The sequence below is a fragment of the Mesorhizobium amorphae genome, assembly GCF_014843845.1.
Taxonomy (GTDB): Bacteria; Pseudomonadota; Alphaproteobacteria; order Rhizobiales; family Rhizobiaceae; genus Mesorhizobium; species Mesorhizobium amorphae_A.
Map to the genome: position 1 here is coordinate 1 of NZ_JHQS01000056.1, position 26,807 is coordinate 26,807.

Here is a 26,807-nt window from a genome sequence, read left to right on the forward strand (position 1 = left end):
CCGCCGGCGGGACCTATTCCCCGCCCATTTCCTTTTTGCCGGCGGGACCTATTCCCCGCCCATTTCCTTTTTGCCGGCGGGACCTATTCCCCGCCCATTTCCTTTTTGCCGGCGGGACCTATTCCCCGCCCATTTCCTTTTTGCCGGCGGGACCTATTCCCCGCCCATTTCCTTTTTGCCGGCGGGACCTATTCCCCGCCCATTTCCTTTTTGCCGGCGGGACCTATTCCCCGCCCATTTCCTTTTTGCCGGCGGGACCTATTCCCCGCCCATTTCCTTTTTGCCGGCGGGACCTATTCCCCGCCCATTTCCTTTTTGCCGGCGGGACCTATTCCCCGCCCATTTCCTTTTTGAATGTGTCGAAATCGACCTGCATGCCGTTGAAGACCGTGCTCCAGTGGCGGGTCAGCGCGGCCATGGCTACGGCTTCCTGGATTTCCTCGTCGGTGGCGCCGGCGCGCTTGGCGTCCTGGGTGTCCGACCAGATGCAGTAGCTGCACGGGATCTGCGCCGCCACGGCGAGCGAGATCAGCGACTTGACCTTCGGCGGCAGCGCCGTCTTGTCGCTGAGCTGGATGGCCTTGACCTCGGCCCATGCGCCGGGCAGACCGGCTTTCGGGAACTGCTTCACGAAGCTTGGCACGCCGCCCATGGTCGACTGGATGTCCTTGATGGCAGCGTCATAGTCGTCGGCCTGGGCAGGTGCGGCGGCCAGCGTCAGGGTGAGTGCGCAGGCAGCGGCAAGCACGGATGCGGACGCATAGCGAAGGCAGGAATGCGCGGATGAAACTATGAGATAGGCAGACATCGTTTTCTCCTCTGGTGTTTGTTAGCCTTACGATGTAAGGTAATGCAGAAAATGAACCTTACAGTGTAAGCTGTCAAGCGGCGCCATGGACTCATCGAACAAAAAAAAGCGAACGCGCGGGCGGCTGTCCCGCGAGATGATCGAGGATGCGGCCTTCGGGGTGATCGAGAGGGAGGGCCTTGCCGGCTTTTCGATGCGCAAGCTGGCGGCCGAACTCGGCTGCGAGGCGATGAGCATCTATCACCACTTTCCGTCGCAGGCGCACCTGCACGAAGCCTTGGTCGACCGGCTGATCGGCTCGCTCGAAATGCCCGACGCCGGTCTGCCCTGGCGGCAAAGAATGCACATCGCCATGCACGACTTCCGCCGTATCGGCAGCGAGCATCCGGCCTTCGCGCCGTTCCTCGTCACCTACCGCATGAATTCGCCGACTTGCCTCGCGTGGCTGAGTGGCATCCTCGGCCTGTTCGAGGCCGGAGGCTTCGGTCCCGAACTGAGCGCGCGGCTGTTCCGCACCGTCGGCTACTATCTGATGGGTGCGATCCTCGACGAGACCGCCGGCTATGCCAAGGGCCCGTCGGCGGTCACCACCGTCAGCGACGAGCAGCTGGCGCGGGATTTCCCGAATGTTGCTGCCGCCGGGCGCTATTTCGGCGCCGCCGAATTCGACCGGACATTCGATCTCGGCCTCGATATGCTGCTCGACGAAATGGAGCGCGCCCTTGGCGGCGCCAATTCGAGGTAGCCTGGCGCATGCGCTTTCTGTTTGTTCTGATCCTGCTCGCCGGAGCCGCCATCGGCGTCGCCTATCCCTGGGCGATGAGCAACTTCTCCGGTCACGAGATCGGCACCTGGCGGGTCTATGAGAAGGGCCGGTTCAGGCCGGTGACAGTGCCGTTAGCCGTCAGTGACGCGCCGGTCAGGGTGCTGGTCGACCTGACCGCCAGGGCCGAGCGCATCGTCTCGCAGCAACGCACCGTGCTGACGCTGACCGCCGCTACCGGCGGCCGCACGACGCTCGCCTCGACGCTGCAGTTCAACCATACCGACAATCCGCGCCAGCCCAGCCCGCAGTCGCCGGACAAGATCTTTCGCGACGAGGCGGGTGTGATCGAGACGGTCAGCCCTGGCGCCTATCTGTTCACCGTCGGCCTTGGCGATGCCGAGAACATTCCAATGCGCGCGGTCGACCTCGTGCTGCGCGCCGGCGCCGGCGAGATCGACAACCGCGCGCGGCCGGTCGGCTTCTCGCTGATGGCGGCCGGCCTGATCGGGCTGGTGCTGGCGATGGTCTTTGGTCGTGGCGGCGGCCGGCCGGAGAACCCGAACTCGCAGCCGCCACCGCCGCGCTGGGGCAGGGGCTCGAAGTGAACTACCGCCATGCCTATCACGCCGGCAACTTCGCCGACGTCGTCAAGCATGTAGTGCTGACGCGGCTGCTCGAATATCTCAAGCAGAAGGACAAGGCGTTCCGGGTCATCGACACCCATGCCGGCATCGGCCGCTACGATCTGTCGTCGACGGAGGCGCAGAAGACCGGCGAATGGCAGGGCGGCATCGGCCGGCTGGTCGGCGTAAACCTGGATGCCAAGGCAGCCGCCCTGCTGGCGCCCTATCTGGAGGCGGTTCGCGCGCTCAACCCCGACGGCAGCCCAGATGGCGGCATAAAAAAATACCCGGGCTCGCCGCTGATCGCCAGGCATCTGCTGCGCAAGCAGGACCGGCTGACGGCGATCGAATTGCATCCCGACGATGCGAACCGGCTCAAAGCGGTCTTCGCCGGCGATTTTCAGGCGAGGGTGATCGAGCTCGACGGCTGGCTGGCGCTCGGCGCGCAACTGCCGCCGAAGGAAAAGCGCGGCCTGGTGCTGATCGATCCGCCATTCGAGGAGGCGGGCGAATTCGACCGTCTGGTCGACGGGTTGGTCAAGGCCCACAAGCGCTGGCCGGGCGGCATCTATGCGCTGTGGTATCCGATCAAGGACCGCAAGGCGGTCATCGCCTTCAGGAAGGCGCTCAAGCAGACAGGCATCCCCAAGCTGCTCGACATAGAATTCGAGATCAGGCCGGCCTCGTCGGAGCCCAGCCTCGACGGCAGCGGCATGGTGGTGGTCAACCCGCCTTTCACACTTGAGGGCGAGTTGCGGGTGCTGCTGCCGGCCCTGCACAGATTGCTCGCGGTCGGGCGACCGGCGGACTGGTCGCTGCGCTGGCTCGCTGGGGAAGCGGGGTAAAGGCGGCAGCGGTTTCCCACCTCGCGAAGCCATCTCTGGCGGATGGCGAGTTCGAAGCTGGAAACCATCATCATCACAACCGCTTGACCGCCGACCGGCGAATCCGCACAGTGCGCGCAATCGACCTTGAGAGGCTGTCATGACTCGCTTCGCCAAATCCGCCCTTGCCGCACTGATTTCGCTTTGCACGCCGCTCGCCACCTCGCTCGGCTTCACCCAGGCGGCGCACGCCGCCGATCTTTCCGTCTATTCCGACGAGGACGGTGGTGTATGCGGCGAGGCCTGGGTGCTGAACAAGATCACCAGCCGCTTTTCCTACCAGGTGCGCCACGTGCCGCATCTGCCGGATGTCGCCATCACCGATTTCCGCCGCATCCACCAGCACCGCTATCTGCCGGCCAGCGAACAATGGCCGATTGGCCGCCGCTATTGCGGCGCCACGGTCGCCCTGTCGGACGGCCACGACCGCACCATCTGGTACCTGATCGAGGAGGGGCAAGGTTTCGCCTCGATTGGCGACAATGTCGAATTCTGCGTCGCGGGCTTCGACCGCTGGATGGTCTACAACGGCCGCTGCCGCGTCCTGCGCTGAACGCAGCTTTCCGACGAGGATATTTTCGCGCCTCGGCTGGATCGGTCGCGGCGGCTCGGCTTGGCATGTTGCCGGCAGCCGCCCTGTCGCGAAGATCCTGACTTTTCCTTCTATCGCCGCCCGGCAAATCGGCTAGTCTGAACGCCCGAGAGCAACAGCCACTTTCGGGTACCGTCATGGATCTTACGACCCTCCTTGCGTTTGCGGCCGCCTTCTTCGTGTTCGCAGCCAGCCCCGGCCCTGACAATATGACGATCGTCGCCCGCACGATCTCCGGCGGCGCGGCATCGGGCATCGCCTATGGTGCCGGAACTGTGGTCGGCATCCTCATCTTTCTGGTGCTCGCCGCCTTCGGCCTGTCGGTCATCGCCGCCAAGATGGCGGTGGTCATGACAGTGCTTCGCTATGGTGGAGCGGCCTACCTGATCTGGATGGGCGTCAGGCTGTGGACCGCGGTCCCCGTGGTGCCGGAACTGCAGCCCGTTGCGGGCGGGCGCGGGTTGTTGACGATCTTCGCCACGGGCATCGCCCTCAACCTCGGCAATCCGAAAATGCCGCTGTTCTACGTCGCACTGCTGCCCAACGTTGTCGGCGCGTCGCTCACATCAGGTCATCTCGGCGTGCTGATGGCGGTGATCCTGGCTGTCGAGGTGGTGGTGATCGGTGGCCACGTCATCCTTGCGGCGCGCGCCCGCAACCTGTTGCGCACGCCCAGGATCGTGCGCCGCGTGAACCGGGCGGCGGGCGGCGTGATGATCGGCGCCGGCGTCGCCGTGGTCGCCACGCGCTGAGGTCCGCCGCGGAAGAGCGTGCTGACCACCAACGCTGGCGCCGCCCCTCATCCGCCTGCCGGCACCTTCTCCCCGTGAACGGGGAGAAGGAGGCTGGCCGCGACGTTGGCGCTTATCCTGCAACGCTGGCGATTGGCGAAATCCGTGACGAGCGTCCTTCTCCCCGTTCACGGGGAGAAGATGGCGGCAGCCAGATGAGGGGCAGCGCCGACCTCTACCAGTTGACAAGAGCCGTCATCATCTCCTAAAAAGAGACAGACCTGTCTCATCACTTAGAGATCACATGACGCGTTCATCCGCTTCCGGCAAACGCCAGCATGTCGTCGACACCGCCTATGCGCTGTTCAAGCAGGGCGGTTTCCACGCCACCGGCATCGACCGGATCATCGCCGAGGCAGACATCGCCAAGATGACGATGTATCGCCACTTTCCCAGCAAGGACGAGCTGATCGTCGAGGTGCTGGACTATCGCGCCGGGCGTTTCGACCGTCAGCTCGACCGGCTCGAGCAAGAGGGCATCACAGCCGTACAGAAGATCGGAAAAATCTTCGATTGGCATGAGCGCTGGTTTCGCAGCGCCGACTTCCACGGCTGCCTGTTCGCGCATGCGCTGGCTGAATTCGGCGACCCCGGGCATCCGGTGTTCAAGGCAGTTGCCAGGCAGAAGAACGGCCTGAGATCGCGCATGCAGGCAATCCTCGAGGATGTGATGCCGCCCGACCGTGCCGAAGGCGCGGCCGCCGCCTTGCTGATGCTGATCGAGGGCGCCACGCTGATGGCGCAGATGGGGCAGCCGGCCATCGGCAATGCCCGCGAGGCTGCGGCAGCCATCATCGCCGCTGCGAGCGTGCCGCAATGAGCGCGACCGTCGTCGGACTGGCGCTGTTCGCGGCCATCCTGCATGCCAGCTGGAACGCCTTCCTGCGCACCGGGGCCGACCGGCTGTGGACGGTCACCGTCATGAGCTTTTCCAGTACGCTGGTCGCCATCCCCGTCGCCCTTTTCCATGCGCTCCCGGCGGCGGCGGCCTGGCCCTATGTCGTGCTCTCGGCTTGCCTCCAGGTCGGCTACAGCGTGTTCCTGGTCGCCGCCTACAAATATGGCGAGCTGGGGCAGGTCTATCCGATCGTCCGCGGCAGCGTGCCGCTGCTCGTTGCGCTCGGCGGTTTCTTTCTTGCCGGCCAGCAGCTGACCATTCCGGAGATCGTCGGCGTTGCGCTCGTCGCCGGCGGCATCATGGGGCTTTCGCTGGGCAGAGGGAGGGCGTCGACGACATCGATCCTCTATGCGCTGGCGACCGGAGCGATCATCGCCGCCTACGCGACGGTCGACGCGATCGGCGTGCGCGCGGCGCAAGACAGCGGCGCCTACACGGCATGGGTGCTGGTGCTCTACGGCGCCTTGCTGCCCGCGACCTTCATCGCCATGCGCGGCAGGCTCGTCGTCGACCTCGGTGCGCCGGAAACCTGGAAGGCGCTGGGCGGCGGTCTGTTCGCGCTGCTGGCCTATGGCGTCGTGGTTGCCGCCTTCGCGCTGGGGCCGGCCGGTCCGATCACGGCCATCCGCGAAACCAGCGTCGTCTTCGCCGCCTTCATCGGCCGGCTGCTCCTCGGCGAGATGCTGACGCCAAGACGCCTCGGTGCTTGTGCGATCGTTGCCGTCGGCGCCATCTGCCTCGGCTACCAGCCGTAACCGCCGTCTTACCGCGGCGCTGTTCTGTGCTGTCCGGACAGGTAAGCGCAGATCAGGTCGACGAGTTGCTTCTGCAATTCCGGCGCCTCCATCATGCCGCGTCGCGCCGCATTGTGGATCACGCCCTCGATCGCGGAGGACAACACGCGCGCCACGGTCTCGGTGTCTTTCGTGCGTCTGCGATACTGCGCTACGGCAGCCGCGTAGTGTTCGAGATAGCGCGACTGGAAAGCGGCATGCGCGGCCCTTGAGCCGCGATCGCCTGGCGCTTCGTCGAGCAGCACCTGGTGCAGCGTCGGATGGATGCTGTGCGCCGCGATCATGCCGCGCGTGAGTTCGCGCGCGAATTGCCGGAGCGGTTTCTCGTCGGCTGCCGCATCGCTGATAACCGCGAGGACTTGATCGAAGTGCCGGCGCCGGATCGCCTCGACCAGTGAAAGCTTGTCGGGGAAATACTGGTAGAGCGAGCCGATGCTGGCACCGGCCGCCTCGGCCACCTTGTTGGTGGTGAAGCCGGCCCACCCGAGATCGCTCAGAACGCGAGCACCCGCCTCGATGATCGCCTCGACGGTTGCCCTGGAACGCGCCTGGCTCGGCTCCTTGCGCATGCGCGAGCGCGGCTTTGCAATGCGAGTAGACATGCCTGATCCGTCTCCGCAAGAATATAAACAACATACTCACATTTCTGGAAAGGGATATCGGTCATGAGTGCCCTGGTCTTGCTTCGCAGCTTCTTCACCTATCAGGCCTGGGCCAATGACGAGTTGCTGGAGAAGCTCGCGAGCCTCGACTCACCTGCGCACGGCAAGGAGCGCCTCGTCGCGACCCGTCTCCTCAATCACAACCTCGTTGTGTCAAAAATATTTGCGGCGCATCTCACCGGCGCACGCCACGGCTACAGCGCCGACAACACTGCGGACACGCCCGCGCTCGACACGCTACGCACCGATGTCGCGGCAATGGATTGCTGGTATCTGGACTATCTGGAAACCGTCGCGCCGGACCATCTGTCCGAGCCCGTGCCGTTCGTCTTCACCGACGGCGACAAGGGATCGATGTCGCGCCAGGAGATGCTGACCCATGTCATCATCCATGGCGGCTACCATCGCGGCGAAGTCGGGCGCATGCTCTCGCAGATTTCCATCAAGCCGCCATGGGATACGTTCGCTGTCCACTTGCACCAGACCGAACCTTCGCGCCGGTTGCAGGCGGTGCAGGAGCCACTAAGCGACTGATCTTGCAAGAGTTTTACGATCTGACGATGTCGGCACAAACGAGGCTCTGACGTCAGCACTGTGATCTCCAGAAAAAGCGAGCTAAAAGCTCACTTCTTGTCAAATGCCGCAAGATGATGCGACGGCGCGCCTGTCGTGTTGCTATCCTCCGCACCCTTCTTCGTCGCACTGGACAAGACGAAGCGAGCGATCCGGAAACTCTTCATGATCTTCGCAACGCGCAGTCGATGTCTGCGCTCGAAGCGGCGCGAAGAATCCTGCGCGCATCGACAAGATCGACCAAGATAGAGCGTGAAGAATTTCCGGCGTAGAACTTCGTTGCGAGATCAAAGATGGGTAGTGAAATTCTTCGACGATCAGCACGATCGCATTGCGCTCGTAACCGAAATTTAATCTGCTAAAATCAATGTAATGCTTCGCTGGCTAGACACGCGCGAGTCAGATAAGCATGACACGCCGGGTCACTAACGGCCATCGGCAACAACGCAAGGGGCATCGCATGGCTAAGCAGTCATCCAAAGCGCCGGCATCCAAGGCACCGGCAAAGAAAGCACCAGTAAAAGCAGCAGCGGCGAAGGCCGCGACTGCAGTGAAGAAAGCAGCACCTGCGGCCAAGCCGAAGGCGGCTGCGCCCAAGGCAAAAGCAGCACCGGCTAAGAAGCCGGCTGCAAAGGCCGCGGCGAAACCCGCAGTGAAGAAGGCAGCACCGGCCAAGGCCAAGGCTGCACCGGCAAAGAAGGCAGCACCTGCCAAGAAGCCGGCTGCAAAGGCTGCGGCGAAACCTGCGGCGAAGAAAGCAGCGCCAGCCAAGGCTCCGGTCAAGGCAGCCGCGGCGAAGTCTTCGGCACCGGTGAAGAAGGCCGTGCCTGCCAAGAAGGCGCCTGCGAAGGCCGCGAAGAAGTAATCGCGTTTCTTCGCGCGCCGGGGACAGTACCGGGACATGAGGGCGGGTGCCTTGGATGCACCGCGCTCTCCGCACCGGTGTTGAGGCGCACGAAAAGAGGGGCGGACGTAGATATCTTTCGCAGCTCCCAGGACTTCGCCACACGGCGAAGTCCGGTGGGGCTTTTTTTGTTGCCGTGATCGGACAGACGGCGAGCGCGAGTGCCGTCGCCTCTGGCGGCTGGTTTTTCCTCTGCTGGCATTTGCCCTGTAGAAGGCGATCGGCAAAACTCACTGTCAGCAAAACAGGGAACCGATCATGCCGAAGCTGCTCTACGCGTCCACGTCCCCCTATAGCTCCAAGGTGCGCATGGCGGCACTCTACGCCGGCATCGCTGTCGATCTCGTGCCTGTGAAGACCGAAGACAAGCCAGCCGATCTGATATCAGTCAATCCGCTCGGCAAGATCCCGGTGCTGGTGCTCGACGATGGCCGCTCGATCCATGACAGCCGTGCCATCACCCAGCACCTCAACCGGCTGTCGAAGAGCGCGCTGTTTCCGCGCAACCCCGACAAGCGGCTCGAGGCCGAGGTGCTGGAGGCCATGGCCGACGGCATCTGTGATTGCGCGCTGTCGATGGTCTATGAGCGGCGCACGCGGCCGGAGGAGATGGTCTATCAGCCCTGGCTCGACCGCCAGTGGGCAAAGATCACCGCAGCCCTCGACCTGCTCAACGCCATCCCGCCGAAACTGCCGAAGAAGATCACCGCCGGCCAGATGGCGCTGCGCGCCTGCCTCGGCTATCTCGCGCTGCGTTTCGCCGGCAAATGGGAAAAGGGCCGCGGCCGGCTGACCCGCTGGGCGGCGCGCTTTGACGAGAAGTTCCCGGAGCTGAAGGGCGCGGTGCCGGGGTAGAAGCTGCCGATCTCCCCCCTTGTGGGGGAGATGCCTGGCAAGGCAGAGGGGGGCGCTGTCCCGCCGGCCTGCCCATTGGAAGCATCCCCACATCGAGAGGGTCGACGATCGAGTTCCTTCGCGCCCCCTCTGTCCTGCCGGACATCTCCCCCACGAGGGGGGAGATCGGCAGCTTGGCCGCCGCGCTCCACTTCCATATTGACCGTTTTCGTGCTTGCCTGTCGCCCTGCAAATCGCACACGGGCGGTGAGCATGCCGAAATCAGCCAGCGACAGCACAGCGGATCCCATGCTCGAGCGTCTGCGCGCCGCCCTTGGCCGGCGCGCCATCACCGAGCAGAAGATGTTCGGCGGCACCTGCTTTCTCGTCAACGGAAACATGCTCGTCGGAACCTCGAAGCGCGGGCTGCTGGTCCGCGTTGGCAAGGCCGCGCATGAAGCTGCGGTAGCGCGTCCGCATGCACGCCCCATGGAAATGGGCGGGCGTTCGATGGAAGGCTACGTCCATGTCGCGCCGGAAGGCACAGCGACAAAAGCCGATCTTGGCGGCTGGGTCGATCTCGCGCTGGCATTCGTCGGCACGCTTCCACCAAAATCAAAACCCGCCAAGGTCGCAAAGAAGCGCGCCTGAACGGATGGCGCAGCGCATTCTGGGCTTCGCCAGGTCAATGTTGCCGAGGGGCGCACGGCGAGGAGAGGGTGCGATGGTCCATCTTACGGGAAATTGCATGTGCGGGGCAGTCACCTGGACCTACTCCGGAGCCTTGACGCGCAATCTGGTCTGTCACTGCGCCGATTGCCAGCGCGCCACGTCCTCCCCCGTCACGGCCTTCCTGGGCATGAAGCCGGAGCATCTGAACTGGACAGGCGAGATCGTGCACTATGAGAGCAGCCCCGGAACGTTTCGGGGATTTTGCTCGTCCTGCGGCACAAGGCTCTATTTCCGCTCCCGGAAATGGCCTTCGGAAATTCACGTCCACGCCGCCACGATGACCGACCCGGGCGAATACCAACCAGACGCGCAGGTCTTCATGCGCTCGCGGGTGAAATGGCTCGACCGGCTGCAGTCGCTTCCCGCTCATCAGGGTTTTCAGCAAGTTCCGTCGAATTCTGCCGATACGCCCTGAGGTCGGGGCGAACACGGGCCTGCCTGAACGGACAAGTTTGTTGCCCGCTCGTACAAAGTTCTCGAAACCGGCAAGCTCTTGGGCTAGAAAGGTTTTTCAAGAACGGCGGCGTGAACCCTTGAGATGAACATAACCGACGACGACAGCCCAAATGGCGGGCACAACGCCATGTTCACGCCACCCGGCGATGCATCCAGCGCCGAGCGCGTTGCGCGCCCGCGTAAGGCGCTGCTGTCGTCCTCGATGGTCGGCTCGACCAACCGCGGCCGCGTGCTGCAGACGCTGTTCGATCTCGGTCCGACCAGCCGCGCCGATCTGGCGCGGCTGGCCGGCGTCAACCGCACAACCATCTCCGGCATCGTGCAGCCGCTGATCGACGACCAGGTGCTGGTCGAAAGCGATCCGATCCCCGCCAATCCCGGCGGCGGCAAGCCGGCGCGGCCGCTGTGGTTCTCGCCCAACGCGCGTCCGATCTGCGGCGTGCTCTTGATGCCGGACGCGGTGCATGCCTGCGTGTCGACGCTCGACGGCAAGATCGAGGCGGAACGCAAGATGGTGCTGCCCGATGGCAGGGGGCCAGTCCAGCCGATCATCGAGACGATTGCTGAGTGTGTAGGCGACACGCTGGCCAAGGCGCGGCGCACGCCCTTCGGCATCGGCGTCGGCGTCGGCGGCATGGTCGACACCGATCGCGGCTCGATCGTCACCGTCAACCTGGCGCCTGCGCTCGATCGCTATCCGCTCGCCGACGAGCTCGGCCGCCGCTTCGGCCTGCCGGTCAAGCTCGACCACCATCCGCGCGCCCTGCTGCTCGGCGACCGCTGGTTCGGCGCCGGGCGCGGCGTCAGGCAATTCGCCGTCGTCTACACCGGCGAGGTGCTGGGCGGCGCGCTCTATTTCGACGGCCATCTCTATCGCGGCACGGCGGGCGCCGGAGGCGAACTTGGCCACACCTTCGTGCAGCTCGACGGCGAACTCTGCCGCTGCGGCCGGCGCGGCTGCTGGGACACGATCGCGACGCTGAGCTGGCTCAGGCGCGAGGCAGCCGGTGCGGGCCTGCCCGAACCCGAGCTGATTGATTCCGGCCGTCTCGTCGATATGGCCGCGCGCAGGCTGCCGGGCGCCGAGAAACTGCTCGACCGCTATGCCCGCAACGTTGCCGTCGGCATCGCCAATCTGCAGCAGACGGTGGCGCCCAACATCTTCATCCTGCATGGCGATGTCGTGCTCGGCGGCGAGCGCCTGCTCGAAGCCATCGCCGCCCACGTCCGCGCCATGGTGCCGGCGCGGCCGGGCGGCCAGATCGAATTCATCGCCGGCGACGCGGGCGATGGCGCGGCATTGCTGGGCGCAGCGGGGCTGGTGATTTCGGAATTGCTGCAACTGCCGATCTGACTTTGGTGATTGGCGAAGGCGGCCGTGACAGCCAATCTCCCCCTTTGCGGGGGAGATGTCCGGCAGGACAGAGGGGGGTGTGAAGGAACGCGACGTTTCCACGCTTCACGACCACAGGCCATTTCGAAGAGTTCACCAGGACTTCTCTGACAGGTCGGCAGGACAGCACCCCCCTCTGGCCTGCCGGCCATCTCCCCCGCAAGGGGGGAGATCGGCTGCTTCAACGCCCCGCGAGCCCCGGAAAACTCCCGAACCACGGCCGCATCCGCTCGAACCGCGCGGCCATGTTGAGCACGCTTTCGTCGGCATGGCGCCGCCCAATGATCTGCATCCCGACCGGCAGGCCCTGTGGCGTCAGCCCGGCCGGCACCGAGATCGCCGGATGGCCGGTGTAGTTGATCGGGTAGGTCATGCACCAGCCGATCAGCGGATCGACCACCTCGCCATTGATCGAGGTCGGGCCGATCGTGTTGCCGTCGGTCGCGTTCTTCACCGGCGGAATTGCCAGCGTCGGCGAGACGATCAGATCATGCGTTTCGAACAAATCCTCGAGCCCGTCGCTGACGCCGGTGCGCAAGAGGTCATCGAGCGCGTGCTCGACCGCCGACACTTTGTAGGCGCCCTCCAGCATCGCCAGGAATTGCGGCGTCAGCACTGCTGCGTGTTCGCCCATCAGGTCGATGCCTTCCTGCTTCCAGTAGACGGCGATCGCCGCATAGTGGATCGAGATCGTGCGCACCCAGAGCGCCGCCAACTCCTTGTGGTCGGCCTTGAAATCGAGCTCGACCTCATCGACCTCGACGCCGCCCTGCCGCATCGCCTCGACTGCGTCGGCAATCACGGCGGCTACCTGGCGGTCGACCGGAAAATTGCCGAGGCGCGGGCTGTAGGCGACGCGCAGCTTTCGCGCCGGCGCCTGCACGGCGCCGACATAGTCGACGCCGTCATCTGGCAGGCTGAGCGGGTCGCGGCTGTGCGGCCCGGCCATCACCTTGGCCATCAGCGCGGCATCGGCCACGGTGCGCGTCAGTGGTCCGATATGGACCAGCGGATGCCCCCACAGAAAGCCGTCGGGACGCGTCACCGACGGGATGCGGCCGAAGGACGGCTTGAAGCCGACGCAGCCGCTGAACGAGGCGGGGATGCGCACCGACCCGCCGCCATCCGTGCCTTGCGCCAGCGCCGCCATGCCGTCGGCCACCGCCGCGGCACTGCCGCCCGACGAGCCGCCGGAATTGTAGCCGATCGCAAACGGCGTGCTGGTCGGGCCGAAGCGCAGATTGTCGGTGATGCCCTTGTGGCCGAACTCCGGCGTGTTGGTCTTGCCAAGCACGATGGCGCCGGCGCCGAGCAGGCGCTCGACCGCCACCGCGCTTGTCTTCGGCACCCGGTTCTTGACCGCCCGCGAGGCCATCGATGTCGGCACGCCGGCGACGTCGTCGAGATCCTTGATGCCGACCGGCACGCCATGCAGGGGGCCGAGCGGGCCGCCGGCCATCACCTCCTTTTCGGCGACGCGCGCGGCATCTATCGCTTCGTCGCCGAGCACCAGCGTGTAGGCGTTGATCACCGGGTTGCGCGCTTCGATGCGGCGCAGATACGCCTCGGTCACTTCGACAGGCGACAGGTCGCGGCGGCGGATGCGCTCGGCCAGTTCCGTGGCCGGCAGGAAGCAAAGCTGCGTTTCTGCAGAAGTCATGAAGCCATTTCCGTCTATTTGATGAACACTGGATTTGCCGAGCCGCCGGTGCCCTTGCTGACCTTGGCGGGGCTCGCGCAGTAAAAACCTTCGTAGCGGCGGTCGGCGGCACAGTCGGCCGCCAGCGCATCGAGCGACGCCATCTCGGTGAAGACGACGCCGAGATTGCGCATCAGCGCCGCGTGCAGCACCAGCATCAGGCCGGTTTCGGGTTCGTAGGTGGTCTCGTTGGCCAGCGTGTCGGTGACCAGGCTGGGGATCTGCATCTCGTCGAACCAGCGCACCAGGTCGAGGCTGAAGGTGAGGCCGGGCTCCCAATAGTTTTCACCAACCGTCTGACTGCCCGCCGCCAGTGCGCCGACCCAGCCGGTGCGGACAAGCAGGATGCTGCGCGGCAGGATCTCGACGCCTTGCGCCCGCGCGCACTCCATCAGGTCCAGATGCGTGAAGGTCTCGGCGCGTTCCAGCGCCGGCTTGCCGCGAAAGCGGGCAATGTCGATGAGCACGCCGCGGCCGACGATGCCGCGCGAGGCGATCGGCATGATGCCGGCCCTGGTCATGCCGCCATTGGTGCTCGATGCCGGAAAGCCGTTCCACAGCGTGTCGTCGAACCACATATGGCCGAGCGCATCGCAATGCGTGCCGGCCTGCGCGAAACCGGTGACGTAGTCGTCGGCGAATTCGAGGCCGCCGGGCAGGGGATGCCAATGGCCGTTCTCGAAGCCGGCCTTGTCGGCGACCATGAAATGCTTGGCCGGCCAGCGGCCGGGAAACACTGCGTCACCCTCATGCGTGGCGATCGGCACGCCGAGCGTGAAGGTGCGGCCATACCGCACCGTCGCCAGCCCGTACATGACCTCCTCGGCGGTGAGATAGTTGAGTGCGCCGATCTCGTCGTCGGCGCCCCATCGGCCCCAGCGGTTGGGCGCGTCGGCGAGCAGCCGGCGCAGCGTCATCGTGTCGGTCGCGCTCATGCGCCAGCCTCCGCGATGGCGGAGCGCGGCGTCATCGCCTCCCTGGCGCCGGTGATGTAGGCGACCACGTCCTCCATATTGGTGGCGGCGCTGCCGAGGTCGGCGGCCTTGCGGCCGCGGCGCATCACCACCACGCGGTTGCACACCTGCCAGAGGTGATCGAGATTGTGCGTGACCATGACGATGGTCAGCCCCTGGGCGCCGAGCCGCCTGATGAGGTCGAGCACCTCGCGCGATTCGCGCACGCCAAGTGCGGCGGTCGGCTCGTCGAGCAGCAGCAATTTGTGGCCCCAGAAGGCGCCGCGCGCGATCGCCACCAGCTGGCGCTGGCCGCCGGACATGCGGTCGACCGACTTGCTGCGCACGCCGGGGATGTCGATGTTGAGTTGCTCGAGGCCTCGTATCGCTGTGTCGCCCATCGACTTCCGGCGGATCCAGCGCAGCAGCGCCGGGCCGCGGCCAAGCGCCAGCTCGCGCCCAAGGAAGAAGTTCTCGGCCGCGGTGAAGGTGCCGATCAGCGACAGGTCCTGATAGACCGTCTCGATGCCGAGGCGTTGCGCCTCGGCCGGTGGCGACAGTTTCTGCGGCCGCCCTTCGAGGATCACCTCGCCGGAGGTCGGATCATGCGCGCCGGCCAGGATCTTGATCAGCGTCGACTTGCCGGCACCATTGTCGCCGACCAGGCCGATGATGTCGCCCCTGGCGATGTCGAGCGAGACATTGTCGAGAGCCTGGATGCCGCCGAAGCTGCGGCAGATGTGGCGGAGCGAAAGCAGCGAAGCCTGGCCCATGGCTACCCCCTTCCGTAGCGGCGGCCGATGCCGCCGAGCGCCACGGCGACGACCAGAAGCGAGCCGGTGAACAGGAATTGGGTGAAGATCGGCGCGCCGATCATGGCCAGCCCATTGTTGCCGACGGCGACCGTCAGCACGCCGATCAGCGTGCCCAGAATGTGGAACTGGCCTTCCCTGAGTGCTGCCGAGCCGAGGAAGGCGGCCGAGAACGAAGTCAGCATGAAACTGTCGCCCGCCGTCACCTGTCCCGAGCCGAGATTGGAGGCCATCAGCATGCCGCCGATCGCGGCGCAGGTGCTGGCGATGGCGAAGGCGACGATGCGGCTGCGGTCGACGGCAACGCCGGCGCGGCGCGCCGACTCCGGGCTCACCCCGATCGCCTTGATGTGCTGGCCCTGCACCGTGCGGTTGAGGATCACCCACAGCAGCGCCAGCACCACGGCCATGATGATGACCAGATGCGGCACCCCGGCGATGCGACCAATGGCGATGCTGGTGAATTCCCGGCTCTGCGTGAGCTGCAGCGGGATGCCGCCTGAATAGGCGTAGTTCAGCCCGACGACGATGGTGCCGGTGCCGAGCGTTGCGATGAAGGCATTCACGCCGATCTTGGAAACGACGATGCCGTTGACGATGCCGATCAGCGTGCCGAGGCCGATGACAAGCACGATGGCAAGCGGGATCGACAGGCCGCTATAGCTCAACAGTCCGACCACGAGCAGACCGCAGAAGCTCGCGACATAGCCGATGCTGAGGTCGAAATCGCCGGCCACCAGCGGCACGGTGAGGCCGGCCGCGACGATGGTGCCGATTGCCATATCGTTGATGATGTTGCGGAAATTGCCGATCGTCGCGAAAGTTCCCGGCTGCAGGACCGAGAAGATCAGCAGCATCGAGCCGAGCACGATGATGGTGCCGTAGGTGCCGAGCAGGCGCATCAGAAGCGCCCGCCGGTCGCGCGCGCCGGGAGGGAGAGACCCGACCTGCGTGACCGGCGAGGCGCCCTCCGCCGGAGCGGAGGTTTCGGGCAGGGAATGGTCAGCGGACATGACAGCTCTGTTCATGATGGAAATCGGGTCCGGCCGGGCTTGCCCGGCCGGACCGTCAATCTGCAGCGTTTACTGCGGATTGTCCTTCATGAACTGGTCGACATTGTCCTTGGTGACCAGCGTGTAGCCGGGCACGAAGGATTTCGGCTGCCACTTGTCGCCGGCCGCAAGAATGTCGGGGATCTGCTCGACAAGCATCTTGCCGGCCGAGGTCAGGTCGACGCCGAGCGTGGCGGTCATCGTGCCGTCCTTGACCGCCTGCACGGCGGGCGCGGTGGCGTTGAACGAATAGACCTTCACGTCGCTGCGGCCGTTCTGCTTCAGCGCCGCGATGGCGCCCATGGCGTTGTCGTCATAGCAATTGAAGATCGCGAACGGCCCCTTGGCATTGGCGTTAGCGGCGAGCCATGCGCTGGTCGCGGCCTGCGAGGATTCGGCGGCACCCGGGATGCTGATTTCGTGCGAGGTCGCCTGGAGCCCCGGCTTGGCCTTGACCGCCGCATCGAAGGCATCGGCGCGCTCGCGGCACGGTATGCCGGGGTGATAGGTGAGGTCGAGCAGTGTGCCGGTGTCGCCGACATCCTTCAGCATCAGGTCGATCAGCGGCGGTGCGGCGCCCGTGCTGGCCGAAAGCGCAATGCCGTCGGCCATGCCGCCGCCGGCCGAAAGCACCGGGATCTTCGCATCCGCCGCGGCCTGCAGCCCGGCGGCAAGGCCGGTCGAATCGAAGACGGTGACGATGATGGCGTTCACCTTCTTGGTCGCCAGCTGCTTGATGCTGGTGATCGCCTGCGAGGGATCGCCATTGGCGTTGAGTGTTTCCACCGTCCAGCCCTTGGACTGGGCCTCCTTGGTCATGGTGTCGACCATCTGGTTGGTGTCGACGTCGGATGTCGAGAAGGTGACGATGCCGATCGTCAGCTTGTCATCGGCATGGGCAGCCGACGCGAGGCATGCCGCGACGAGCGCTGCAGCCGAAAGTTTCTGAAAGCGGTTCACGTTCCTATCCCCTGTTGAGCGAGTGTTCCGGCTCGCCTCCCGCGCGCGTCGGCCCGTCGTCATCGGGGCTTTCCACCGGGTGTCACAGCTAGGGCTGTTTGTTCGTGCGAGCCACGTACTAACTATAGGCACAAGGTAGGAAGCGGTGCAACGGCAATTTTTTCGGGTGCAGGGAAGGGAGGGTCCAGACACAAAAAAAGCCGGGCGCGAGGCCCGGCTTTTTCGTGTCGTGGCTTGAACGACTTAGAACTTCATACCGACGCCGAAGGTGACGCGGTTGTCCTTGACCTTGACGTTGCCAAGAGAGCCGAAGTCCTTGTCGCCGTAGTCGGTGTAGCGGTACTCGACGCGGCCGAACACGTTGTCGGTGATCTTGATGTCGGTGCCGACGCCGGCGGTCCAGCCGAACATCGCATTGCTGTCGTCGGTGCCGGTGACGCTATCCGTGATCTTCTGGTTCTTGCCGGCGAGACCGCCGGTGCCGTAGAGCAGGATTTCCGGGGTCACGGCGTAGCCGAGGCGGGCACGCAGCGAGCCGTCGAGGCCGCCCTTGGCGTCGATGCCGTCGCTGTCGCCCTTTACGCCGTTGTAGCCGAGATCGGCTTCAGCGCCGTACACGAAGTTCTCCTGCTGCCACTGATAGCCGCCGAAGACGCCGCCGATGAAGCCCTTGGTCTTCACGTCGACGCCGGCGTCACGGGCATCGGCATGGCCACTAAAACCATAGCCGGCGCTGATACCAGCATAGGGGCCGGCCCAGGAAGCGACCGGAAGTTCAACCGGGGCTGCCGGTGCCGGCGGCTCTTCCGAGACCACGTCCGCCGCGTAGGCGGTTCCACTGAGGGCGAAGAGCCCGAGCGCCACCGCAATCGGTCGCGCAAATTTGAGATTGGCTTGCATTGTTCTTTACTCCTTAAGCCACAGGACACAGGCTTGTTTTTCACGATCGCCATCGACCCGTCCGGGGGGTGAAACGGATCTGGCGTTCGTATGTTCCAAATGTCGTGTCAAAATGCGGCTGAAGCGAACCTGAACTTGGGTCATTACCCGGCGCGAATGAGGCTGAACCTTGACGTTGCATCTTCGCAACAGCGAGATGTCAGCACGCTTGCCATGCTGCACTGCACTCGGCTTGGTGCAAGGAGTCCAGCGCCCTATATTGCGGTCCAGTTGGCCGAGTCTCGGCCGAGCCGAAATGCCGATCGGGCCGCTTTGCCACAATCCTGCCCCAGGTGGAAACGGCATTTAACCCCTAGGCGTGTCATAATTTGCCGGCGGTCGGAATCGAGGCCGCGATTGAGGATTGACAGGATGAGCGAAGCCGCCGGTACGGCGCTGGTGACAGGCGGGGGAAAGCGGATCGGCAAGGCGATCGTCGAGGATCTGGCCAGGCATGGTTTCGCCGTCGCCATTCATGCCAACCATTCGCTGGTCGAGGCCGAGGCGCTTGCCGTGCGGATCCGGGATGACGGCGGTCGCGCCGCCGTGGTCGGCGCCGATCTCACCGACATGGACGAGGTCGGCGACCTCGTCGGGCGCGCCGAGGCAGCGCTCGGCCCGGTCACGCTCCTGGTCAACAACGCCTCCCTGTTCGTCGACGACAGCATCGAGGATTTCGACTGGGCCGTATGGGACCGCCACTTCGCCATTCATGTGAAGGCCCCGGCGCTTCTGGCGCAGAACTTTGCCCGCGCCCTGCCGCTGGGGAAGGAGGGGCTGATCGTCAACATCATCGACCAGCGCGTCTGGCGGCCGACGCCGCGCTACTTCTCCTATGCGCTGTCGAAGTCGACGCTGTGGAGGCAGACCGAGATGCTGGCGCAGGCGCTGGGGCCACGCATCCGCGTCAACGCCATCGGCCCCGGACCGACGCTGAAGAACACGCGCCAGGAGGACGCCGATTTTGCCGCACAGGTCGACGGGCTGATCCTGAAGCGCGGCCCTGAATTGCCCGAATTCGGCGCCACCATCCGCTATCTCTGGGCGGCGCGCTCGATCACCGGCCAGATGATCGCGCTCGATGGCGGCCAGCATCTTGCGTGGCAGACGCCCGATGTGACAGGCATGGTGGAATGAGTCCCGCAGACCACAAACACAAGCAGCGCGGCGCCGCCGACGATCTGCCGCCCGAAATCGACCTCGAGGACGATGCGGCCGAGGAGATCGTCGAACCGGAAGCCGTTTCCGCCGCGCCCGACGTCGCCTTCACCGCAATAGACTGGACGCCGCATGCCGGCGATGCCGACGGCATGGTCGGCGCCGAAGTCATCCAGACCTTGGTCAAGCGGCTGCCCAACGCGCCCGGCGTCTACCGCATGATGAATGCCGCCGGCGACGTGCTCTATGTCGGCAAGGCGCGCAGCCTGAAGAAGCGGGTGACCAACTACGCGCAAGGGCGGTTCCACACCAGTCGAATCGGTCGCATGGTGCGCGAGACGTCGACGATGGAGTTCGTCGTCACCCGCACCGAGATCGAGGCGCTGCTTCTCGAAGCCAATCTTATCAAGCGTTTGCGGCCGCGATTCAATGTGCTGATGCGCGACGACAAGTCGTTTCCCTATATCTTGCTGACCGGCGACCACGTCTCGCCCGGCATCTACAAGCATCGCGGCGCGCGCTCGCGCAAAGGCGACTATTTCGGCCCCTTCGCCTCGGCCGGCGCCGTCGGGCGCACCATCAATTCGCTGCAGCGCGCCTTCCTGCTGAGAAGCTGCACCAACTCCTTCTACGAGAACCGTACACGGCCTTGCCTGCTTTACCAGATCAAGCGCTGCGCCGGCCCGTGCACCGGCGAGATATCGCACCAGGACTATGCCGAGCTGGTCAGCGAGGCGAAGGATTTCCTGTCGGGCCGCAGCCAGAAGGTGAAGACGGAAATCTCCGGCGCCATGCAGCAGGCCTCTCAAGACCTCGATTTCGAGCGCGCCGCCATCTATCGCGACCGGCTGGCGGCGCTGTCGCATGTGCAGAGCCACCAGGGCATCAACCCGCAGACGGTGGAAGAGGCGGATGTCTTCGCCATCCATCAGGAAGGCGGCCAGGTCTGCATCCAGGTGTTCTTCTTCCGCACCGGCCAGAACTGGGGCAACCGCGCCTATTTCCCCAAGGCCGATCCGGCGTTGGAGGGATCGGAAGTGCTGGGCTCGTTCCTGGCGCAGTTCTACGACGATAAGCCGACGCCGCGCGCCATCCTTCTGTCGCATTGCGTCGAGGAGCAGGAGCTTCTGGCGGAGGCGCTCTCCACCCGTGCCGGCCGCAAGGTGTCGATCTCGGTGCCGCAGCGCGGCGAGAAGAAGGACCTGACCGACAATGCGCTGCAGAATGCGCGCGAGGCGCTTGGCCGCCGGCTGGCCGAAACCTCGACGCAGACGCGGCTGCTCACCGGCTTCGCCGAGACCTTCGGCATGGTAAAGCCGCCGGTGCGCATCGAGGTCTACGACAATTCGCACATCATGGGCACCAACGCCGTCGGCGCCATGGTCGTCGCCGGGCCGGAAGGGTTCGTGAAGAACCAATACAGAAAATTCAACATCCGCTCGACCGAGATCACGCCGGGCGACGATTTCGGCATGATGCGCGAGGTGATGGAACGGCGCTTTTCGCGGCTGCTGAAGGAGCATGGCGATGCGCCGCAGCGCGGTGAGGCCGCGGGCGAGACGGAAGACGACATCGAGGGCAATGGCGGCTTCCCCGCATGGCCCGACGTCATCCTGATCGACGGCGGCCAGGGCCAGATGAGTGCGGTGCGCAAGATCCTGTCCGATCTCGGCATCGAGGATCGCGTCGTGGCCATCGGCATCGCCAAGGGCCAGGACCGCGACGCCGGCCGCGAGCGCTTCTTCGTCAAGGGCAGGGACTCGTTCTCATTGCCTGTGCGCGACCCCGTGCTCTACTTCGTCCAGCGCCTGCGCGACGAGGTGCACCGCTTTGCCATCGGCTCGCACCGCGCGCGGCGCAAGAAGGAGATGGTCAAGAGCCCGCTCGACGAGATCAGCGGCATCGGCCCCGGCCGCAAGCGCGCACTGCTGCTCCATTTCGGCACCGCAAAGGCGGTCAGCCGCGCGGCGGTCGAGGATCTGGTCAAGGTCGACGGCATTTCCGAGCAGGTGGCCAAGCTGGTCTACAATCATTTCCACGAGAGTTGACGAGGTGTATCGCTATTCAGCCGGCCTGACCTGAATTTCGATACGCCCAGGGTCTTTTCGACTGGCCAATCGAAATTGTTCTGTTGACCCCCCACATTCGCTTCTGATTTGAGTACGCAGGCAGAAAGAGTCCCAAAAATATGGCACAGCGCGCGTTCAACCTGCCCAACATGCTCACCTACGCCCGCATCCTCGCGGTGCCGCTGGTCGTGCTGTGCTTTTTCCTTGAGGGCCATCTGAAGTCGAGCGACTTCGCCCGCTGGTTGGCTCTGGCCATTTTCCTGCTCGCTTCGATCACCGATTACTTCGACGGCTATTTTGCACGCGCCTGGAAGCAGACCTCCAACATCGGCAAGATGCTCGACCCGATCGCCGACAAACTGCTGGTCGCCACCTGCCTGCTGCTTTTAGCCGCCGACACCGATCGCCATGCCGGCATTGCCGGCTGGTCGCTATGGGCTGCGATCATCATCCTGTGCCGCGAGATCCTGGTCTCCGGCCTGCGCGAATATCTGGCCGCGCTGAAGGTCTCGGTGCCGGTCACGCAGCTCGCCAAATGGAAGACCACCATCCAGATGGTCGCCATCGCCTTCCTGCTTGCCGGCCCGGCCGGCGACAAGATCTTCCCGCTGACCACGCAGACCGGCCTGGTGCTGCTGTGGATCGCCGCCCTGGTCACGCTCTACACCGGCTATGATTATTTCCGCGCCGGCCTCAAGCACATCATGGACGAGTGACGTGGCAACCAAGCTCATCTATTTCGCCTGGGTGCGCGAGCGGATCGGCAAGCCGGAAGAGGACGTCGAACTGCCCGCCGGCATCGAGACGGTAGCCGAACTGTTGCGCTGGCTGAAGTCGCGCGGCAAGGAATATGAGCACGCGCTGCAATATCCCGACGTGATCCGCGTCGCCATCAATCAGGAACATGTCGAGCATCGGGAAAAGATCGCCGGCGCGCGCGAGATCGCGCTGTTCCCGCCGATGACCGGGGGTTGAAACCATGTCCGGCGCGGCGGTGCCTGTCGTGCGCATCCAGCGCGAAGATTTCGACGTCGCCGCCGAGATCGCCAGGCTGACCGAAGGCCGCGCCGACATCGGCGCCGTGGTGACGTTCTGCGGTCTCTGCCGCGACGAGCAGGGCCGGCTGTCGGCCCTCGAACTCGAACATTATCCCGGCATGGCCGAGGCCGAGATCGCCCGTATCGCCAGCGAGGCGATCGAACGCTGGCCGCTGCAGGGCCTCACCGTCATCCACCGCCACGGCAAGGTCCGGCCGGGCGAGAACATCGTTCTCGTGGTGACGGCTTCCGCGCATCGCCAGGCGGCATTCGAGGCGGCGAACTTTTTGACGGACTACCTGAAGTCGCGGGCGCCGTTCTGGAAGAAGGAGCACCATGCCGACGGTTCCGCGGGCGGCTGGGTCGACGCCAAGGAGATCGACGACAAGGCCGCCGGCCGCTGGAAGGCGCCGTCCAAATAAACTCTCCCGCAGCCATTCATTGACCGCAATCCTTTGGCCAATTTGCTGCCATCGGTCAGCCTGGGCAAGGGAGAAGGTCATGCTCGACAGGATCGCCGAATTCTTCATCTTTGGTTTCGTGCCGCTGGTCGTCGGCATGCTGGCGGTGCCGGAAATGTCCAATGCCGCCGAAAAGACCCTGAAGGGCGAGGTGATGTATCGCGAGCGCATCGCATTGCCGCCCAATGCCGTGCTGTCCGTCCAGCTTGCCGACGTGTCGCTGGCCGATGCGCCGGCGGCGATCATCGGGGAGCGCAAGGTGGCGCCGGCCGGCCAGGTGCCGATCAAGTTCGAGATCAGCTTCGATCCCCAGGTGATCCGCCCGAACATGACCTATGCGCTGCAGGCGCGCATCACCGTCGACGACAGGCTGATGTTCATCTCCGATACGCGCCATCAGGTCGACCCGCTGAGCGATGCGCCGCAGACGATCATGCTGAAGATGGTGGCGCCGGACGACAAGGCGGCCGGCGCCCTGCTCGGCCAGAGCTGGCTGGTCGAATACATCGACGGCATCGGCGTGATTGCGGAGCCGCAGGCGACGTTCCGGGTGAGCGAAGCCGGCAAGGCCGGCGGCAGCGGCCCCTGCAACGTCTATTTCGCCACCGCGAAGGTCGACGGTTCGACGATCGCCATCAGCGAGATCGGCTCGACCTTCAAGGCCTGCGCGCCCGATGTCATGGCCGAGGAGAAGGCGCTGTTCGAGGCGCTGGCCAGGGCCGCCTCCTACCATGTTGATGCAGGCAAGCTCACCATCACCGACAAGGACGGCAAGGACATCCTGCGCTTCAACGCCGCGAGCTGAGGTTTCACCAAGGGCAGACCTCTGACGCCGCAGGACAGAGGGGGGCGCGAAGGATCGCTACGGGACGTGTCTTGGATCCTCGAACCGCGCCATCTTGGGGCCGAAGCTGAGCCGGACAAAAAGGCCGGCGAAGCGCCGGCCTTTTGGTCAGATTTGGCGATGCCGGCTCAGCCGACGATCTCGGTATCGGAGAACCAGTACTTGATCTCCTGCGCGGCGGTCTCCGGCGCGTCCGAGCCGTGCACGGAATTCTCGCCGATCGACAGCGCATGCACCTTGCGGATGGTGCCTTCGGCGGCGTTGGCCGGGTTGGTGGCGCCCATCACTTCGCGGTTCTTGGCAATGGCGTTTTCGCCTTCCAGCACCTGAACGATGGTCGGCGCCGAGGACATGAACTCCACCAGCTCGCCGAAGAACGGACGCTCCTTGTGCACGGCATAAAAGCCTTCCGCCTCGCGGCGGCTCATCCACACCCGGCGCGAAGCAATGACGCGCAGGCCGGCATCCTCAAGCATCTGGGTGATGGCACCGGTGAGATTGCGCCGCGTCGCGTCGGGCTTGATCATGGAGAAGGTGCGTTCGATCGCCATTGGGTCGTCCTTGCTTTTTGAGAATGGGAATTGGAGTGGCGGGCTCTATACAAGCCGCTTCGGTCCTTGCCAAGGGGAGGCGGGTTCTGGCCAAGGCCGGATGTTTGCGGGATAATTAGACGGCTGCACGCGGGCCTGGGCGCCAGGTCGGGGAGCATCGCGGCAGCGGAGCCGAAGGCGATGAACTGGCCTTACGTCAAACGCGGCGACTTCACCGGCATCCTCTTCGTGGCCGTTCTTTTCACTGTCATCACCCTGGTCCTGCTGTTCCTGCCCCAGCTGAAACAGGATTTCGGCCTTGGCCCGGAATGGCAATGCGCGCGCATGGAGGAGGGCGATCCAATCTGCGTCAGGCTGGTCCAAGAGGATGAAGCGAGGTAGCCGGCGCTACCGCCTGATCATCACCGGCGGCCGCCGCTGCTCCCAGCCCTCGCGCTGCAGCGTCGGCACGTCATGTTCCTCGCTCGGATAGCCGACGCAGAAATAGCCGATCAGCGTCCATTCGGGCGGCGTGTCAGCGGCGGGAGGCCATAGAGCCGGCTGTACTCGCGGCTGAACTGCGACGGGCTCTGGTAGCCGACGCTGCAGCCGGCCGAGCCGACTCCATCCTCTCGCGCGCTCGGCAGACAAGGTGGTCGGCTGCATCGCCTACCGGGATCTGTCAGGCACGATCTGCGAGATGAAGCAGCCTTTCGTTCGGAAAGGCCAGGGCACGGGGCGACGTCTTTGCCTCGCATTGATCGATGCCGCGCGAAGCAACGGCTATGCGCTCATGCGACTCGACACCGCCAATTTGCTCATCGAAACGATCGCTTTGTGCAGGTCCGTCGGCTTCCGCGACTGCCCCGCCTACAACGAGTATCCCGACGAGCTCCTGCCCCAAATCGTCTTCATGGATGTGCCGCTCAGAGCCGCTGAAGCGGATTAGACCGATGTCAAAAGCTGATGGTCATTGAGATAACTGAGTGGCGCGAGTTCAGGCCATGTATCGAGATTTGATCTTGGCTGCCTCCCGAAACACGCCGCGAGCTTGTGGTAGAGGGAACTTGACCATCCGGACATAGGGGTTTCCAACGACCGAAGGGTTCGACTTCGGCCTCGCTTTGCGTTGATCGGGATATCGGGGCTGAAGGCTGCGAAAGAGCGGCCTAGCGGAATGGGTCTCAGCCCCAGTTGCCGTCGTGCTCCGCGTGCGTACTGAGGTAGGCGCCCGGCGCGAAATGCGTGTCGTAGAACTCTGTGTCGAGCCGATGCGCTTGGAGATACATCAGGTTGAAGATCGCCGGCACTGTGGCCGGGAATCTGCCGAAGGTATCGTATATATACTGGGCCATCGCGGACACGCAGTCGACGAACTCCGCTCCCATCGGCGCGGCGCTGGTGCGGACCATCTCCGAGTGCTTGTAGGGGCCTTTTGTCTCGCCATGGAACGGCCCGCCCTTACCGAACTTGCGCTCGACCACCGCTTCCACAGCGGCGCGCATGTCCGGAAAATGCGGCGGGCAGTGTGCCTCGAACACGCCCGGCAGTCCGGTCACATGAGGCAGTGGTTTTCCGGGGATCATGTCGAACCGGAATCCGAGACCGGGAACGGCGGGATCACCGCTGGCGCCCTGAACCGTGAATGGGTTGAGGCCATCGTACATCCAGCCACCGAGACCAAGTGCCTGCAGCATTAGGGCGCCCGCGTAGCAGGCCGTCGAGGTTTCAACGGTGACTTCGGTGAGAGCCAGCTGCTCTACGAACGTCAGCGGATACGGATTCTGCAGATCCACCAGCCCGGCGAAGTTTTCGAGCCCCGGGATTGGCCGGCCATTGACGTCGTCGTAGACGCAGGCGCCGTTCTGAACGAGGTAGCAAAGCGTGAGCACCATGTGCTGAGCGAGATCCGCGACAGGAATGATCAGCGTGCTGCCGGCAACATTGCCACACCACTCGTTGTGCATCTCCATGTGCTCGGGAGTGCGCGGGATGTTTAGCCGCTGATCCGCCAGTTTGACGATGCGCGACCGGTGTGCCCCGAGATACGCGTCCAAGTCGGTCTCGCCGCCGGTCGACATGATGGACGCCATGTCCCGCGTCGGCAGGAAATAGACCCCGGTATCGTCGGTGAAGAATATCTCCGACGTGTGAAACCCTGCCGAAGACGGGAATGTGCGGCCACCGGCGGCGCCCGCATAGTTCGGCATTTTTGGAACGTAGTGTTTGTTGTGCGGAATGAGATTTGCCCATCCCGTATTGCCCGCCACCGTGCTCAAGAGCAGCATCTTTTCCATCTCGGTGATTGGCGCCGCAGGTTTTTTTGAGGTATAGGCAAGAGGACCGTCCGGTATGGATGCGCCCTTCGCAAAACGCCGTGAGCGGCGCCCATGAATCGCTTGGATCAGTGGAAAATTGGTGACTTGCGCAAGGCCACGCTCCGGGGCAGTACTGGCATCGTTTTGCTGGTTCACCGGAGTGGCGCCGGACGCGATGCCAGTCAGCAGGCCATTTGCACCGATCACGGATGCACCCAGTACGTTTCTGCGGGTTTGGTCGAACATTGTTCTTGTCTCCTGCGGC

The 26,807-nt window shown here is 64.5% G+C and carries 32 protein-coding genes; 20 read left to right on the plus strand and 12 right to left on the minus strand.

All coding sequences use genetic code 11. The features are described from left to right. Positions 1–328: 328 nt before the first annotated feature. Positions 329–808, minus strand: coding sequence for a carboxymuconolactone decarboxylase family protein (locus DH08_RS22315; protein WP_192181352.1), 480 nt, complete (start codon positions 806–808; stop codon positions 329–331). 85 nt (positions 809–893) lie between these two features. Between DH08_RS22315 and DH08_RS22320 the strand changes: the two genes are divergently transcribed. The 7 genes from DH08_RS22320 to DH08_RS22350 all read left to right on the plus strand — a co-directional run bounded on the left by DH08_RS22320 (position 894) and on the right by DH08_RS22350 (position 6,117). Continuing rightward, positions 894–1,553 carry a TetR/AcrR family transcriptional regulator gene (locus tag DH08_RS22320; protein WP_192181353.1) on the plus strand — a complete coding sequence of 220 codons (660 nt, stop codon included), beginning with the start codon at positions 894–896 and terminating at the stop codon, positions 1,551–1,553. Between the two features lie 8 nt (positions 1,554–1,561). Then, a complete protein-coding gene (locus tag DH08_RS22325; RefSeq protein ID WP_192181354.1) occupies positions 1,562–2,179 on the plus strand; it encodes a hypothetical protein in 618 nt (205 codons plus the stop codon). Next, complete coding sequence (locus DH08_RS22330) at positions 2,176–3,042, plus strand: 23S rRNA (adenine(2030)-N(6))-methyltransferase RlmJ (protein ID WP_192181355.1); 867 nt, start codon at positions 2,176–2,178, stop codon at positions 3,040–3,042. Before DH08_RS22325 ends, DH08_RS22330 begins: the two co-directional genes overlap by 4 nt. 139 nt (positions 3,043–3,181) lie before the next feature. Next, positions 3,182–3,634 (plus strand): hypothetical protein, encoded by a 453-nt coding sequence (locus DH08_RS22335; protein WP_006202602.1) that lies wholly within the window; start codon positions 3,182–3,184, stop codon positions 3,632–3,634. A gap of 176 nt (positions 3,635–3,810) precedes the next feature. After that, positions 3,811–4,425 (plus strand): LysE family translocator, encoded by a 615-nt coding sequence (locus DH08_RS22340; protein ID WP_192181356.1) that lies wholly within the window; start codon positions 3,811–3,813, stop codon positions 4,423–4,425. 283 nt (positions 4,426–4,708) lie between these two features. Then, positions 4,709–5,284 carry a TetR/AcrR family transcriptional regulator gene (locus DH08_RS22345; protein ID WP_192181357.1) on the plus strand — a complete coding sequence of 192 codons (576 nt, stop codon included), beginning with the start codon at positions 4,709–4,711 and terminating at the stop codon, positions 5,282–5,284. Continuing rightward, the gene (locus DH08_RS22350) at positions 5,281–6,117 is read left to right on the plus strand and encodes a DMT family transporter (protein ID WP_192181358.1); all 837 of its coding nucleotides are present in this window, start codon (positions 5,281–5,283) and stop codon (positions 6,115–6,117) included. Before DH08_RS22345 ends, DH08_RS22350 begins: the two co-directional genes overlap by 4 nt. A gap of 8 nt (positions 6,118–6,125) precedes the next feature. Here DH08_RS22350 and DH08_RS22355 read toward each other — a convergent pair whose 3' ends face one another. Further along, positions 6,126–6,725, minus strand: coding sequence for a TetR/AcrR family transcriptional regulator (locus DH08_RS22355; RefSeq protein ID WP_192181625.1), 600 nt, complete (start codon positions 6,723–6,725; stop codon positions 6,126–6,128). Positions 6,726–6,821: 96 nt separating this feature from the next. Here DH08_RS22355 and DH08_RS22360 point away from each other — a divergent pair, with 96 nt between their 5' ends. Then, positions 6,822–7,352 (plus strand): DinB family protein, encoded by a 531-nt coding sequence (locus tag DH08_RS22360; RefSeq protein ID WP_192181359.1) that lies wholly within the window; start codon positions 6,822–6,824, stop codon positions 7,350–7,352. 438 nt (positions 7,353–7,790) lie between these two features. Here the strand turns inward: DH08_RS22360 and DH08_RS22365 are convergent, their stop codons facing one another. Then, positions 7,791–8,294, minus strand: a complete 504-nt coding sequence (locus DH08_RS22365; RefSeq protein WP_192181360.1) for a hypothetical protein — start codon at positions 8,292–8,294, stop codon at positions 7,791–7,793. 259 nt (positions 8,295–8,553) lie between these two features. Here DH08_RS22365 and DH08_RS22370 point away from each other — a divergent pair, with 259 nt between their 5' ends. From DH08_RS22370 to DH08_RS22385, 4 genes are all read left to right on the plus strand, one after another. Next, positions 8,554–9,150: a glutathione S-transferase gene (locus DH08_RS22370; protein WP_192181361.1), complete on the plus strand. Its 597-nt coding sequence runs from the start codon at positions 8,554–8,556 to the stop codon at positions 9,148–9,150. Positions 9,151–9,402: 252 nt separating this feature from the next. Beyond that, entirely contained in the window at positions 9,403–9,780 is a 378-nt protein-coding gene (locus tag DH08_RS22375) for a TfoX/Sxy family protein (RefSeq protein ID WP_192181362.1), read from the plus strand. A 73-nt stretch (positions 9,781–9,853) separates the two neighbouring features. Continuing rightward, positions 9,854–10,276, plus strand: coding sequence for a GFA family protein (locus tag DH08_RS22380; RefSeq protein WP_192181363.1), 423 nt, complete (start codon positions 9,854–9,856; stop codon positions 10,274–10,276). A 123-nt stretch (positions 10,277–10,399) separates the two neighbouring features. Further along, positions 10,400–11,671, plus strand: a complete 1,272-nt coding sequence (locus DH08_RS22385) for an ROK family protein (RefSeq protein ID WP_192181364.1) — start codon at positions 10,400–10,402, stop codon at positions 11,669–11,671. Between the two features lie 220 nt (positions 11,672–11,891). Here DH08_RS22385 and DH08_RS22390 read toward each other — a convergent pair whose 3' ends face one another. The 6 genes from DH08_RS22390 to DH08_RS22415 all read right to left on the minus strand — a co-directional run bounded on the left by DH08_RS22390 (position 11,892) and on the right by DH08_RS22415 (position 18,086). Next, positions 11,892–13,370, minus strand: a complete 1,479-nt coding sequence (locus DH08_RS22390) for an amidase (RefSeq protein WP_192181365.1) — start codon at positions 13,368–13,370, stop codon at positions 11,892–11,894. A 14-nt stretch (positions 13,371–13,384) separates the two neighbouring features. Then, the gene (locus tag DH08_RS22395) at positions 13,385–14,344 is read right to left on the minus strand and encodes a cyclase family protein (RefSeq protein ID WP_192181366.1); all 960 of its coding nucleotides are present in this window, start codon (positions 14,342–14,344) and stop codon (positions 13,385–13,387) included. After that, the gene (locus tag DH08_RS22400) at positions 14,341–15,135 is read right to left on the minus strand and encodes an ATP-binding cassette domain-containing protein (RefSeq protein WP_192181367.1); all 795 of its coding nucleotides are present in this window, start codon (positions 15,133–15,135) and stop codon (positions 14,341–14,343) included. The genes DH08_RS22395 and DH08_RS22400 overlap by 4 nt, the downstream gene beginning before the upstream one ends. 2 nt (positions 15,136–15,137) lie before the next feature. Continuing rightward, positions 15,138–16,202, minus strand: coding sequence for an ABC transporter permease (locus DH08_RS22405; protein WP_246800959.1), 1,065 nt, complete (start codon positions 16,200–16,202; stop codon positions 15,138–15,140). 54 nt (positions 16,203–16,256) lie between these two features. Next, entirely contained in the window at positions 16,257–17,186 is a 930-nt protein-coding gene (locus DH08_RS22410) for a substrate-binding domain-containing protein (RefSeq protein ID WP_192181368.1), read from the minus strand. A 243-nt stretch (positions 17,187–17,429) separates the two neighbouring features. Next, the gene (locus DH08_RS22415; protein WP_192181369.1) at positions 17,430–18,086 is read right to left on the minus strand and encodes an outer membrane protein; all 657 of its coding nucleotides are present in this window, start codon (positions 18,084–18,086) and stop codon (positions 17,430–17,432) included. Between the two features lie 411 nt (positions 18,087–18,497). Here DH08_RS22415 and DH08_RS22420 point away from each other — a divergent pair, with 411 nt between their 5' ends. The 6 genes from DH08_RS22420 to DH08_RS22445 all read left to right on the plus strand — a co-directional run bounded on the left by DH08_RS22420 (position 18,498) and on the right by DH08_RS22445 (position 23,655). Next, complete coding sequence (locus tag DH08_RS22420) at positions 18,498–19,262, plus strand: SDR family oxidoreductase (protein ID WP_192181370.1); 765 nt, start codon at positions 18,498–18,500, stop codon at positions 19,260–19,262. Continuing rightward, positions 19,259–21,331, plus strand: coding sequence for an excinuclease ABC subunit UvrC (gene uvrC, locus DH08_RS22425; protein ID WP_192181371.1), 2,073 nt, complete (start codon positions 19,259–19,261; stop codon positions 21,329–21,331). The genes DH08_RS22420 and uvrC overlap by 4 nt, the downstream gene beginning before the upstream one ends. 140 nt (positions 21,332–21,471) lie before the next feature. Next, positions 21,472–22,068 carry a CDP-diacylglycerol--glycerol-3-phosphate 3-phosphatidyltransferase gene (gene pgsA, locus DH08_RS22430; protein WP_006201585.1) on the plus strand — a complete coding sequence of 199 codons (597 nt, stop codon included), beginning with the start codon at positions 21,472–21,474 and terminating at the stop codon, positions 22,066–22,068. 1 nt (position 22,069) lies between these two features. Continuing rightward, positions 22,070–22,327 (plus strand): molybdopterin converting factor subunit 1, encoded by a 258-nt coding sequence (moaD, locus tag DH08_RS22435; RefSeq protein ID WP_192181372.1) that lies wholly within the window; start codon positions 22,070–22,072, stop codon positions 22,325–22,327. Positions 22,328–22,331: 4 nt separating this feature from the next. Then, positions 22,332–22,811, plus strand: a complete 480-nt coding sequence (locus DH08_RS22440; protein ID WP_192181373.1) for a molybdenum cofactor biosynthesis protein MoaE — start codon at positions 22,332–22,334, stop codon at positions 22,809–22,811. Positions 22,812–22,890: 79 nt separating this feature from the next. Next, positions 22,891–23,655, plus strand: coding sequence for a YbaY family lipoprotein (locus DH08_RS22445; protein ID WP_192181374.1), 765 nt, complete (start codon positions 22,891–22,893; stop codon positions 23,653–23,655). Between the two features lie 167 nt (positions 23,656–23,822). Here the strand turns inward: DH08_RS22445 and ndk are convergent, their stop codons facing one another. Continuing rightward, on the minus strand, positions 23,823–24,245 hold the full coding sequence (gene ndk, locus DH08_RS22450) for a nucleoside-diphosphate kinase (RefSeq protein WP_006201580.1): 423 nt from the start codon (positions 24,243–24,245) through the stop codon (positions 23,823–23,825). A gap of 180 nt (positions 24,246–24,425) precedes the next feature. Here ndk and DH08_RS22455 point away from each other — a divergent pair, with 180 nt between their 5' ends. Further along, positions 24,426–24,626, plus strand: coding sequence for a hypothetical protein (locus DH08_RS22455; RefSeq protein WP_120016686.1), 201 nt, complete (start codon positions 24,426–24,428; stop codon positions 24,624–24,626). A gap of 6 nt (positions 24,627–24,632) precedes the next feature. Here DH08_RS22455 and DH08_RS36545 read toward each other — a convergent pair whose 3' ends face one another. Then, positions 24,633–24,890 (minus strand): hypothetical protein, encoded by a 258-nt coding sequence (locus DH08_RS36545; protein WP_246800985.1) that lies wholly within the window; start codon positions 24,888–24,890, stop codon positions 24,633–24,635. Here DH08_RS36545 and DH08_RS37200 point away from each other — a divergent pair. Further along, positions 24,877–25,173, plus strand: coding sequence for a GNAT family N-acetyltransferase (locus DH08_RS37200; protein ID WP_345892433.1), 297 nt, complete (start codon positions 24,877–24,879; stop codon positions 25,171–25,173). The genes DH08_RS36545 and DH08_RS37200 overlap by 14 nt on opposite strands. Positions 25,174–25,408: 235 nt before the next feature. On the opposite strand, the gene DH08_RS22475 is transcribed toward DH08_RS37200, so the two are convergent. Next, positions 25,409–26,788 (minus strand): hypothetical protein, encoded by a 1,380-nt coding sequence (locus DH08_RS22475; protein WP_210328837.1) that lies wholly within the window; start codon positions 26,786–26,788, stop codon positions 25,409–25,411. Positions 26,789–26,807 lie beyond the last annotated feature (19 nt).